Annotated in this window: 9 protein-coding genes; 8 read left to right on the plus strand and 1 reads right to left on the minus strand. The window is 61.9% G+C overall.

From position 1 onward, the window contains the following. Positions 1 to 75 precede the first annotated feature (75 nt). From argS to thrB, 4 genes are all read left to right on the plus strand, one after another. The gene (argS, locus tag IRY30_RS04170) at positions 76 to 1,740 is read left to right on the plus strand and encodes an arginine--tRNA ligase (protein ID WP_194556101.1); all 1,665 of its coding nucleotides are present in this window, start codon (positions 76 to 78) and stop codon (positions 1,738 to 1,740) included. A 3-nt stretch (positions 1,741 to 1,743) separates the two neighbouring features. Then, a complete protein-coding gene (lysA, locus tag IRY30_RS04175; protein WP_194556102.1) occupies positions 1,744 to 3,138 on the plus strand; it encodes a diaminopimelate decarboxylase in 1,395 nt (464 codons plus the stop codon). A 127-nt stretch (positions 3,139 to 3,265) separates the two neighbouring features. Further along, positions 3,266 to 4,600, plus strand: coding sequence for a homoserine dehydrogenase (locus IRY30_RS04180; RefSeq protein ID WP_194556103.1), 1,335 nt, complete (start codon positions 3,266 to 3,268; stop codon positions 4,598 to 4,600). Between the two features lie 15 nt (positions 4,601 to 4,615). Continuing rightward, positions 4,616 to 5,545 carry a homoserine kinase gene (thrB, locus tag IRY30_RS04185; RefSeq protein ID WP_194556104.1) on the plus strand — a complete coding sequence of 310 codons (930 nt, stop codon included), beginning with the start codon at positions 4,616 to 4,618 and terminating at the stop codon, positions 5,543 to 5,545. On the opposite strand, the gene IRY30_RS04190 is transcribed toward thrB, so the two are convergent. Beyond that, entirely contained in the window at positions 5,526 to 7,247 is a 1,722-nt protein-coding gene (locus IRY30_RS04190) for a long-chain fatty-acid--CoA ligase (protein WP_194556105.1), read from the minus strand. The genes thrB and IRY30_RS04190 overlap by 20 nt on opposite strands. Positions 7,248 to 7,504: 257 nt before the next feature. On the opposite strand from IRY30_RS04190, the gene rho reads away from it, so the two are divergent. The 4 genes from rho to IRY30_RS04210 are packed head-to-tail and all read left to right on the plus strand — an operon-like array spanning position 7,505 to position 12,013. Then, positions 7,505 to 9,295, plus strand: coding sequence for a transcription termination factor Rho (gene rho / locus IRY30_RS04195; RefSeq protein WP_194556106.1), 1,791 nt, complete (start codon positions 7,505 to 7,507; stop codon positions 9,293 to 9,295). Positions 9,296 to 9,311: 16 nt separating this feature from the next. Then, positions 9,312 to 10,388 (plus strand): peptide chain release factor 1, encoded by a 1,077-nt coding sequence (prfA, locus tag IRY30_RS04200; RefSeq protein ID WP_194556107.1) that lies wholly within the window; start codon positions 9,312 to 9,314, stop codon positions 10,386 to 10,388. Next, complete coding sequence (locus tag IRY30_RS04205) at positions 10,389 to 11,303, plus strand: N5-glutamine methyltransferase family protein (RefSeq protein WP_228502563.1); 915 nt, start codon at positions 10,389 to 10,391, stop codon at positions 11,301 to 11,303. Between the two features lie 50 nt (positions 11,304 to 11,353). Further along, positions 11,354 to 12,013 (plus strand): L-threonylcarbamoyladenylate synthase, encoded by a 660-nt coding sequence (locus tag IRY30_RS04210; protein ID WP_194556108.1) that lies wholly within the window; start codon positions 11,354 to 11,356, stop codon positions 12,011 to 12,013.

A 12,013-nucleotide genomic window follows, 5' to 3' on the forward strand; every position in this document is an offset into this window, starting at 1 on the left:
AAGCATAGCACTGCGCCAGAGACGGTAATAAACCGCCGTGCACTGACTGTCCGGGGTGCTTGCTAGTCTTGCTCTGTGACTCCAGCAGAACTCTCATCACTGATTACCAACGTGGCAAAGCACGTGCTCGAAGCGCAAGGACTGGATGGTGGCGTCGTTGAAAAAACGGCTACCGTTGAGCGCCCCCGTAACCCTGAGCACGGCGATTACGCCACCAACATCGCCATGCAGGTGGCCAAGCGAGCCGGGACGAACCCGCGCCAGCTGGCTACCTGGTTGGCTGAGGCGCTCGGTGAGCAGGATGCCATCGAAGAAGCCTCCGTGGCCGGTCCCGGGTTCCTCAACATCCGCTTGGCCGCAGCGGCACAGGGCAAGATCGTGGCAGACATCCTGGAAGCGGGGGAGAACTTCGGCGCAGGCGAGGAACTGGCTGGTCAGAAGATCAACCTGGAGTTCGTCTCTGCTAACCCCACCGGACCGATCCACCTAGGTGGTACGCGTTGGGCTGCTGTCGGCGATTCCCTCGGCCGGGTACTGGCTACTCGCGGCGCAGCCGTGACGCGCGAATACTACTTCAATGACCACGGCACGCAGATTGACCGCTTCGCCAACTCGCTGATCGCCGCGGCCAAGGGTGAGCCCACCCCGGAGGATGGCTATGGAGGCGATTACATCCATGACATCGCCGGTCAGATCACCGCAGCACACCCCAAGTGGGCTGACCTGCCAGAAGACGGCCTGCGGGAGCTATTCCGCTCCGAAGGCACCGAGCTCATGTTTGCGCACATCAAGCGCACGCTGGCGGAGTTCGGCACGGAATTTGACGTGTACTTCCATGAGAACTCGCTGTTCGAATCCGGCGCGGTGGATAAGGCCATCGCCACGCTGAAGAGCAACGGCAACCTCTACGAATCCGAGGGCGCGTGGTGGTTGCGCTCCTCCGAGTACGGGGATGATAAAGACCGCGTGGTCATCAAGTCCGATGGCAACGCTGCGTACATCGCGGGCGATATCGCCTACATCGTGGACAAGATCGACCGCGATCACAACCTGTGCATCTACATGCTCGGCGCGGACCACCACGGGTACATCGCCCGCCTGCGCGCCGCTGCCGCAGCACTGGGCTATGACCCGAACCAAGTGGAGGTGCTCATCGGCCAGATGGTGAACCTGCGCAAGGATGGTGTCTCCGTGAAGATGTCCAAGCGCGCCGGCACCGTCATCACGCTGGATGACCTGGTGGAAGCCATCGGCGTAGATGCTGCCCGCTACGCCTTGATCCGTTCTTCCGTGGATTCCTCGCTGGATATCGACATGGAACTGTGGAGCTCCCAGACCTCCGATAACCCCGTGTTCTACGTGCAATACGGCCATGCGCGCTTGGCCTCCATCATGCGCAAGGCTGCTGAGCTTGGCGTGACCTCCACCGATCCGGATCTCTCCCTGCTCACCCATGAGCGCGAAGGCGACCTCATCCGCACCCTCGGTGAGTTCCCCAAGGTCGTAGGCACTGCCGCTGAACTGCGCGAACCGCACCGCGTGGCACGCTATGCCGAAGAACTGGCGGGCACGTTCCACCGCTTCTACGATTCGTGCCAGATCCTGCCCAAGGGTGAGGAAGCCACTGGCGAGGACACCGATCCACTGTTCCGCGCGCGCCTGGCGCTGGCCGCGGCCACCAAGCAGACCCTGGCCAACGCGCTGCGCCTGGTGGGCGTATCCGCGCCCGAGAGGATGTAAGCGATGGATATCGATACCGGTCTCCACCCCGTTCCGCTGCGTCGTCGCACGCAGAACACCGCGGAGTTCAACCAGCTCCCGGCCCATGTTTTTCCTGAAAATGCCCAGCGCACCGCCGATGGGGAGATCGAGATTGCCGGCGTAAAGCTCAGCGATCTTGCCCAGCAGCACGGCACCGCCGCATTCATCCTGGATGAGGAAGATTTCCGCAATCGCTGCCGCCGGATTGCCACCGCTTTCGGTGGTGGCGAGCGAGTCCACTACGCCTCCAAGGCTTTCCTCTCCAAGACCGTGTGCAAGTGGATTGCGGAAGAGGGCTTGTCCCTGGATGTCGCCAGTTATGGCGAGCTGCAGGTGGCTCTCCAGGCCGGTTTCCCTGCCGAGCGCATCACCGTGCACGGCAATAATAAGAGCCGCGAGTTCCTCGAGCTGGCTGTTACCGCAGGTGTAGAGCTCATCGTGGTGGATTCTCTGCAGGAAATCAGCACGCTCTCCGAGGTAGCCACCAGCTGTGGCCGCACCCAGGATGTGCTGGTCCGCGTCACGCCCGGTGTGCACGTGGACACGCATGAGTTCATCGCCACCTCGCACGAGGATCAGAAGTTCGGTTTCTCCTTGGCCTCCGGTGCTGCCCGTCGCGCGGCTCTTTCTTGTGCCGACGCCACCTCTGTCTCCCTCCGCGGACTGCACTGCCACGTGGGTTCTCAGGTCTTTGAGGCGGCGGGCTTTGTCCTGGCTGCGGAACGACTGCTGCGCCTGTGGGCGGATCTCCTCAGCGAACTCCCCGGGGAAGAAGCAGACGTGCTGGATGTCTTGGATCTGGGTGGTGGTTATGGCATCGCCTACATGCCTGATCACGAAGCACTTGATGTGGAAGCCGTCGCCGCTGAACTGTTGCAAAAGGTTTCGGATGCGGCCGCCGCGGTGGGGGTTCCGCACCCAGTGGTGAACGTGGAACCCGGACGCGCCATCGCCGGTCCCGCGATGGTCACGCTGTACACGGTGGGCACCGTCAAGGACGTGGAAACTTCCGATCGCGCAGTGCGCCGCTACATCTCCGTAGACGGCGGCATGGCGGACAATATCCGCCCTGCCCTCTACCAGGCGGAATACGACGTGCGCGTGGCCAACCGAGAGCTGGCAGGCCAGTTGGTTCCAGCGCGCGTCGTGGGTTCCCACTGTGAATCCGGCGATGTGTTGGTCAATGACGTACTGGTTCCGGATGACCTGGTTCCCGGAGATCTCCTGGTGATTCCAGCCACGGGCGCTTACTGCTATTCCATGTCCTCGCGCTACAACATGATGCTCCGCCCGCCGGTCATCGTGGTCAAGGAAGGGGAGTCCCGGGTGATGATCCGTCGCGAGACCCTCGAGGATGCCCTGGCACTGGAAGCCTAAACGCGGGTTTTTCCGCAGTCCCCGCCCGCTTCCTGCGGGTGGTGGGGATCACGCTAAACTGTGATCTAGCACAAATTGAGCACTAAAGTTTTACACGCACACGATAAAAACTCGACGGAGAAGAATCATGACTGAAGCTTCGACTTACTCTTTCCGCCCCGGTAGCGGCGCTGGCTCCACCGTGGGAGTGGCCTTGCTGGGCATGGGAACAGTGGGCGCGGAAGTCATGCGCTTGCTGGAGATCCGCGCTGATGAATTCGCCGCGCGTATCGGCGGCCGCCTCGAGGTGCGCGGAGTGGCAGTGGGGGACATCAACAAGCCCCGCCCAGGCGTGGACCCAGAACTGCTCACCGATGATGCCATGAGCCTGGTGAATCGCGATGACATCCAGCTGGTCATCGAGGTCATCGGTGGCATCGATTACCCGCGAGAACTGGTCCTGGCTGCGCTGAACTCCGGTAAGTCCGTGGTCACCGCAAACAAGGCGCTCATCGCGGCACACGCAGATGAGCTCTCCGCGGCTGCCGAGGCATCCGGCGTGGATCTCTTCTTCGAAGCCGCCGTGGCTGCAGCGATCCCACTGGTGGGACCTTTGCGTCGCTCCCTGGCGGGCGACCAGGTCAACGCCGTGATGGGAATCGTCAACGGCACCACCAACTTCATCCTGGACGCGATGTACAGCCGCGGCGCCGGATACGAAGAAATGCTGGCCGAAGCCACCGAGCTGGGTTACGCGGAAGCAGATCCCACCGCAGACGTGGATGGTTTCGACGCAGCCAGCAAGGCGGCGATCCTCGCCTCCATCGCCTTCCACACGCGCGTGTCCAGCGATGACGTGCATACCGAGGGCATCCGCTCCATCACCACGGATGACATCAAGGCGGCCAAGGCTGCGGATTCCACCATCAAGCTGCTGGCCATCTGTGAGCGTTTGCGCGATGAGCAGGGCAAGGAATCCGTCTCGGCCCGCGTTTACCCGGCATTGGTACCGCTGAGCCACCCACTGGCTTCGGTATCTGAATCTTTCAATGCAGTGTTCGTGGAGGCAGAGTCCGCGGGCGGACTCATGTTCTACGGCAATGGTGCCGGTGGCGGCCCCACTGCCTCGGCTGTTCTAGGAGATGTGGTGGCAGTGGCTCGTAACATCGTGCTCGGTGGCCGTGGCCCCGGTGAATCTACCTATGCAGAGCTTCCCATCGCGGATTTCGGAGACATCGAAACCCGCTACCACGTGGACATGGAAGTGGTGGACCGCGTGGGCGTGCTCGCAGAAGTGGCCAACGCATTCTCCGAGCACGGTGTGTCCCTGAAGACCGTGCGTCAGCAGGGTCTGGACAACGGCGCGCGTCTGGTGGTCATCACGCACGTGGCCAAGGAGCGGGACCTGGAAGAGACCGTGAACCGCCTCAAGAGCTTGGACGCGGTGAATTCCGTCCGCTCCGTCATCCGCATGGAAGGCTAATCGGGGCCGCCAGATATGAGTGTAGAAATCCCCATCGGCACGTCCGTTCACGTTAAAGTTCCTGCCTCTTCGGCCAATCTCGGCCCGGGTTTCGATACCCTCGGCCTGGCCGTGAGCCTCTATGACCACGTGTATGTGGAGGTCATTGATTCCGGCTTGGAGGTGGAGGTTTCCGGTGAGGGCGAGAATGATAACCCCCTGGATGAGCGCCACCTCGTGGTGCGCGCCATCCGCGCCGGCTTGAACGCGGCTGACGTCACCGTGCGTGGCTTGCGCGTGCGTTGCCAAAACTCCATCCCGCAATCCCGTGGCCTGGGCTCCTCGGCAGCAGCGGCAGTGGCCGGCGTCATGGCCGCCAACGGCCTGGCCGGGAACACGCTCTCGGAAAGCACCTTGATTCAGCTCGCGTCCACCTTTGAGGGGCATCCGGATAACGCCGCGGCGTCGATCCTGGGAAATGCCGTGGTTTCCTGGACCAATATCTCTGTCGATGGACGCACCGCGCCGCAGTACGAGGCCGCGCGCGTGGATGTGCACCCGGAGATCAAGGCCACCGCGTTTGTTCCAGATTTCCATGCGTCCACGGAGGCTGTGCGCCGGGTTCTGCCCAGCAACGTCAGCCACCTGGATGCGCGCTTCAATGTCTCGCGCGCTGCCGTGATGTCGGTGGCTTTGCGTGATCGCCCCGATCTGCTGTGGGAGGGCACGCGGGACAAGCTGCACCAGTCGTACCGCGCTGAGGTGCTGCCCGTGTCCGCAGAGTGGGTCAACCGCCTGCGCAACTACGGCTACCCTGCGTTCCTCTCCGGAGCTGGCCCCACGGTCATGGTGCTCTCCACCGAGAAGGTGGCTCAGGACCTGGTGGAAGAAGCCACCAAGCGCGGGATCCGGGTGCTCAACCTGGATATCGCTGAGGCAGTGGAAGTTACTCTCGGCGAGTCCTGATGTACTCCAGCTCGCCCTCGGCGAATGCCTGGCGTAGTTCCTTCTTGTCGTACTTATCCACGGATGTCTTGGCGATCTTCGGCACGAAGGCCCAATAGTCCGGGATCATCCATTTCGGTACGCGTGCGCTGACAGCGCGGAGCAGGTGGAGGGCGGTTTCTTCGCTCGGCTCGTAACCCTTGGTGAGGCGCACCACAGCTAGCGGGCGCTGCCCCCACTTATCATCGGGCACGCCCACCACGGCGGCTTCCACCACCTCTTCGCACTCCATCAGGTAGTTCTCCAGCGCGGGGGAGTAGATCCACTCGCCGCCACTGCGGATGGAATCGGCCTTGCGATCGTGCACCGTGAGGAAGCCATCTTCGTTGACAGTGGCAATATCCCCGGTGCGCAGCCAGCCATCCTCGGTGAAGCGGCTGGGTGCATCCTCCACGGCCTTATCGCGGAATTCCGCGGCGGTTCCGTCGTCCGATTGGGGCGAGTGATAGTAACTACCCGCCACCAAATTTCCGCGAATCTGCAGCTCACCGGCGATGCGGTCATTCGCTGCCAGCACCACGTCATTGGAATCAACCAGGCGGTATTCCATGGACGCGGGGAAGCGACCCTGCGAGTAGCGGTAGCGCGCTCGCGCCTCGCCGCTGAGCCCCGCTGGTGGGTGTGCCACGGTTCCGGCCGCCACGGTTTCTGTCATTCCCCACGTGTGGATCATGTCCACGCCGTAGTTCTCTTCCCAGCCATCGATCAGAGATGGCGGCACCTGCTGCCCGCCGGAGAAGATCTCCTGCAGACTCATGCGCTTGGGAGGGTTTGTCTCGTAATGCACCAGCAGGCTGGTCCACACCGCGGGAGATCCATGCGCCATGCGCGGCATAGATTCCGTGATCACATGTGCCATGTGCGCGGGCGAGGCAGAACGCCCAGTGAAAACCATCGGTGCACCACACATGAACGCGGCCAGCGGAACGCCCCAGCTCAACACGTGATAAATCGGCACCGCACACAGGAATTTCATGCCGTTGCGAATGCCGAAAGCATCAGCGGTGCGCAGGCTCACCGCGTGCAACCACAGCGTGCGGTGGCTGTAAACCACGCCCTTGGGCGCCCCTTCCGTACCGGTGGAATAGCAGATGGCCGCCGGAGCAGTCTCCTCCAACACCGGCCATTCGTAGTTCGTGGGCCGCCCATCCAAGAGCTCCTCATACATGCGTACCTGCGCGTTATGCGGAAGATCGCGGGAGAGCGCCCGCGCCATATCAATGCTTCGTTGATCCGTGCCCGTGAGAATCACAGCCTTGACGGTGGGGCAGTGGCGCAGCATCGGGATCAGCCGCTCGCTGTAGGCGGGATCGCACACGATCACCCGATCCTCCGCGTGATTGATCACGTGAATGAGCTGATCATCCATCAGGTAGCGGTTGAGCGGGTGGAAGATCGCGCCCATCGCGGGCACCGCCAGCATCGCCTCCAGGTGCTCTCCGCAGTTGGAGAGAAACGTGCCCACGCGATCGCCGATCTCAATCCCGTAGACGTCCCGGAGACCAAAGGCCAGCGCACCCGCACGCGCCGCGATCTGCTGAAACGTCAGCACTTCGGGCTCTTGTCCGAAGAAGGTTTCCACTGTTGCGGTGTGGTGCGCCGTGGCTCCGAATTGAAGGATGCGAGCCACAGAGAACGGGATTTCCTGCATGGTGGACTTCATGACTCACTAGGATACCGGTGTGATTATCGGCGAGTTGAAGTGTTAGGATTAACACCATCTTCGCAACCCTCGTTGGGCGAAGCCGTGACCGTGCGTCTTAAAAATCTTTTTGTTCGACGCCACCTCTATCGTCACCCCTCCCTTTTAACCACTGCTGGTTGTAGGGAAATCAATCTGAAGATTTCTACTTATCGTGTTGCCTGAACTGCGGCGATGTTTACTTATTGCACACGCGGCGGGAACGTGAAAGGACTTTCGTGAGCCTGTCCGATATTCTCACCCGGGCTGAAACCGGTGGCCTCGTGTCATTGAAGTTGCCTGAGCTGCGCCAAGTTGCAGCCGCCCAGGGTCTCAAAGGGCTTTCTGGACTGCGCAAGGGGGACTTGATCGCAGCCATTGAAAACGCTGGTGGCCGGCAGAATTCGCAGCCGCAGCAGCAGCCTCAACGCGAGCAGCGTCAGCCGCAGCAAGAGCCTGAACAGCAGCGTGAGCAACAGCAACAACCGGAGCACCGTGAGCAGCGGGCTGAAGAGGGATCTCGCCCGCAGCGTCAGCACAGGCGGGATGCTGAGGAGTCGGCGTCGGAAAAGAATGACGAGGGTCGCCGCGACAACAACGACAATCGCGACAACGACCGTGACAACAACGGCGAGCAGAACAACCGACGGAACCGTCGCAACCGACGTAACCGCGGACGGAATCGCAACCAGCGTGGCGAGCGCAATGATAACCAGCGCAACGATGATCGCAATGACAATCAGCGCAACGACAACCAGCGCAACGATGATCGCAATGACAACCGTTCCGACAACCGTCAGGAAGATCGTCATGAGGAGCGCCAGAACCAGAACCTGACCCCAGTGGCGGGCATTCTGGATTTCGTGGATGCCAACACCGCGTTCATCCGCACCACGGGTTATCACGCGGGCACCACGGATGTGTACGTGCCCATCAACCTGGTGCGTAAGTTCGGCATGCGCCACGGTGATGCCATCGTGGGCAGTATTCGCCCAGGTGGTGGCGATAATCGCAACAACAATAACAACAACAATAACAACAACAATCGCAACAACCGCGGGCGTAACCGGCAGAAGTACACCCCTTTGCACGCGGTGGAGACGGTCAACGGTCTGAGCCCTGCAGAGGCTGCGCAGCGCCCCAACTTCTCCAAGCTCACCCCGCTGTACCCGAACCAGCGTTTGCGTTTGGAAACGGATCCCAAGACCCTCACCACTCGCGTGATTGATCTGGTGATGCCAATCGGTAAGGGTCAGCGCGCGCTGATCGTGTCCCCGCCCAAGGCCGGTAAGACCACGATCATGCAGGACATCGCCAACGCGATCGCCATCAATAACCCCGAGTGCTACCTCATGGTGGTGCTGGTGGATGAACGTCCGGAAGAAGTCACGGACATGCAGCGCAGTGTGAAGGGTGAGGTGATTGCCTCCACCTTCGACCGCCCGCCAGGGGAGCACACTGCCGTGGCAGAGCTGGCCGTGGAGCGTGCAAAGCGCCTGGTGGAGCAGGGTAAGGACGTGGTGCTGCTGCTGGATTCCATCACCCGTCTGGGCCGTGCTTACAACAACTCCTCCCCAGCTTCGGGCCGCATCCTTTCCGGTGGTGTGGACTCGAACGCCCTGTACCCACCCAAGAAGTTCCTGGGTGCAGCGCGAAACATTGAAAACGGTGGCTCGCTGACCATCATCGCCACCGCCATGGTGGAGACCGGTTCTGCCGGTGACACCGTGATCTTCGAGGAGTTCAAGGGCACCGGTAACGCGGAGTTGAAGCTGGATCGCAAGATCTCTGAGCGTCGCGTATTCCCCGCCGTGGACATCAACCCCTCCGGTACCCGCAAGGACGAGCTGCTGCTCGGTCCCGATGAGGCGCGCATCCTGCACAAGCTGCGCCGCATCCTCTCCGCGTTGGATTCCCAGGCAGCCATCGATCTGTTGATCAAGCAGCTGCGCAAGAATAAGACCAACCGCGAATTCATGTTGCAGATCGCTAGCTCCGCACCGCTCGCCGGTGAGGACGAGGACGAGTAGGAGCTGCTGAAAAGCTATGGCTGATACCCCATCAATGGTCGATGACATCCTGTCTGAGTACCAAGGCTTGGAAATGCAGTTGGGTGACCCCGAACTGCACAATGACCCCGCTGCCGCCCGCAAAGTGGGCAAGCGCTTCTCGGAGCTGCAGCCCATCATCCAGACCCATGAGCGCCTGACCCAGGCCAAGGATGACCGCGAGGCCGCCCTGGAAATGGCCAGCGAGGATGCCGAATTCGCGGAAGAGGCCAAGCGCCTGGAGCCGGAAATCGCGCAGCTGGAAGAGCAGCTGGCTGACCTGCTGGCACCTCGTGATCCCCACGATGGCGAAGACATCGTCATGGAGATCAAGTCCGGTGCCGGTGGCGAAGAAGCCGCACTGTTCGCCGGAGAATTGGCGCGCATGTACCAGCGCTACGCTGAGCGCCACGGTTTCAGCACCGAGATTCTGGGCCTCAACGAGACGGATCTGGGTGGCGTGAAGGACATGACCTTGACCATCCGCTCTAAGCAGCCATCACGTGATGGCGCGTGGTCCGAGTTCAAGTTCGAGGGCGGCGTGCACCGCGTGCAGCGCGTTCCTGTGACGGAATCCCAGGGCCGCATTCAAACCTCCGCGGCTGGCGTGCTGGTCTACCCAGAGCCGGATGAGGTGGAAGACGTGCAGATCGATGACAAGGATCTGCGCATCGATGTCTACCGTTCCTCCGGTAAGGGTGGACAGGGCGTGAACACCACTGACTCCGCCGTGCGCATCACCCACCTGCCCACGGGCGTGGTGGTGACGTGTCAGAAGGAGCGTTCCCAGATCCAGAACAAGGCGCGCGCCATGCAGGTGCTCGCGGCTCGTCTGCAGATCATGAAGGAAGAGGAAGTGGCTGCTGAGGCCGCTGAGGGTCGCGCGTCCCAGATCCGCACCATGGATCGCTCCGAGCGCATCCGCACCTACAACTTCCCGGAGTCCCGCGTGTCCGATCACCGCATCGGATACAAGGCGAACAACCTGGATGCGGTGCTGGGCGGAGATCTGGAAGCCCTGTTCGGAGCACTCAAGGATGCCGAGCGCGCCCGACGCCTCGAAACCGAAGAGTAAATGAGCAACACCGTCTCCACCGCCATGCGCCTGGCCGCCCAACAGCTGGCGCAGGCCGGGGTGGAGTCTCCCGCAGCAGAGGCGCGATTGCTGATGAGCTACGCGCTGGCGTCGGAACCAAAGAACGGCCACCCACGCATCCCGGTGAGCTCGACCGATCTCTTCATGCGTGGCCCCGATCCCGCGCCTGAAGCCTTTGTTGGCTGGTTGGAGCGCCGGTTGGAGCGCGTTCCGCTGCAGCACATCGTCGGCTCGGCCAGTTTTGCGGGTTTGGATTTCCTGGCCTCGCCGGCGGGTTTCATCCCGCGCCCCGAGACCGAACTGCTGGTGGAGTGGGCCACGCAGTTTAGCCCCGCCACCGTGGTGGACGTGTGCTCCGGGCCCGGAACCATCGCCCTAGCCTTGGCCTCCCATTTATCGACGCCACCCCTACGCATCATAGGACTCGAAAAAGACCCTGCGGCTGTGCAGCTCGCGCGCGCCAATGAGGCGCAACTCCGAGAGCGGGGCTTCATTGCCGAGTCCGTGGAGATTACTTTCCAGCTCTTTGATGTGCGGGGTCCGGAGCGGATCGCTGAGCTGGGTCTAGCCGCCTGCGCTGATCTGGTGCTGAGCAACCCGCCCTACGTGCCGGAAACCGCACTTGCAGAAGGGCTCATCAGCCCCGAAGTGCAGCAAGATCCGCATCAGGCGGTGTTCGGAGGAGCTGATGGAATGAGCCTGATGGGCCCCCTAACGGACTGCCTCAACCAGCTGACAGCTCCCGGAGCGCGCATCGCCATCGAGCACGATGATGCCACTGGAGCGCAGGTGCGCTCGGTCTTGGAAGCGCGCGGTATGGGGGAGATCACGCAGCACCGGGATCTGGCAGGTCGCGAGAGATTCGTCACGGCTACCCCAAGATCCCGCGCATGACGCTAAAGTAACCACAGCAGATATAGAGCATAAAGAGGTGTGAGAAGAAGATGGCGCAACACGTAGACGCGAGAGATCCGCATGATCGCTCCGCCGCCCTGACCGCCGCGACCAACGCAGTGAAGGGCGGTCGGCTCGTGGTGTTGCCCACGGACACCGTCTACGGCATCGGTTGCGATGCCTTCGATAACCACGCCGTAGAAGCCCTCCTGCGTGCGAAAAACCGTGGACCCGACATGCCCGTTCCCGTGCTGGTGGGCAGCTGGGTGACCGTGCAGGGCTTGGTGCGCGACTACACCTATCACATGCGCCTGCTGGTGGAAGCGTTCTGGCCAGGCGGTCTGTCCGTGGTGGTTCACCAGGCACCGAGCCTGCCGTGGAACCTGGGGGATACCCGGGGCACGGTGATGCTGCGCATGCCGATGCACCCGGTGGCGCTGGAACTGTTGGAGCAGACCGGCCCGATGGCGGTGAGCTCGGCAAATATCTCCGGGCAGCCGCCTGCACTCAACGTGGAACAGGCCAGTGAGCAGCTGGGCAATAACGTGGCTGTTTACCTCGATGGGGGACAAGCCACCATCGGTGAGGCCTCGACCATCGTGGACCTCTCCAGCGGTTCGCCGCGCATTCTGCGCGAAGGCGCTACCTCTGCAGAGAAAATCGCCAAGGTGCTAGGGATGTCTGCCGCGCAGTTGCGAGGACAAATTTAA

The organism is Corynebacterium suicordis DSM 45110 (assembly GCF_015351405.1).
Lineage (GTDB): Bacteria > Actinomycetota > Actinomycetes > Mycobacteriales > Mycobacteriaceae > Corynebacterium > Corynebacterium suicordis.

Bases quoted from the DNA above. Each gene is read 5' to 3' on its own strand.
- lysA (WP_194556102.1), top strand. From the start codon at position 1,744: ATGGATATCGATACCGGTCTCCACCCCGTTCCGCTGCGTCGTCGCACG.
- thrB (WP_194556104.1), top strand. From the start codon at position 4,616: ATGAGTGTAGAAATCCCCATCGGCACGTCCGTTCACGTTAAAGTTCCT.
- IRY30_RS04210 (WP_194556108.1), top strand. From the start codon at position 11,354: ATGGCGCAACACGTAGACGCGAGAGATCCGCATGATCGCTCCGCCGCC.
- IRY30_RS04205 (WP_228502563.1), top strand. From the start codon at position 10,389: ATGAGCAACACCGTCTCCACCGCCATGCGCCTGGCCGCCCAACAGCTG.
- IRY30_RS04180 (WP_194556103.1), top strand. From the start codon at position 3,266: ATGACTGAAGCTTCGACTTACTCTTTCCGCCCCGGTAGCGGCGCTGGC.
- IRY30_RS04190 (WP_194556105.1), bottom strand. From the start codon at position 7,247: ATGAAGTCCACCATGCAGGAAATCCCGTTCTCTGTGGCTCGCATCCTT.
- prfA (WP_194556107.1), top strand. From the start codon at position 9,312: ATGGCTGATACCCCATCAATGGTCGATGACATCCTGTCTGAGTACCAA.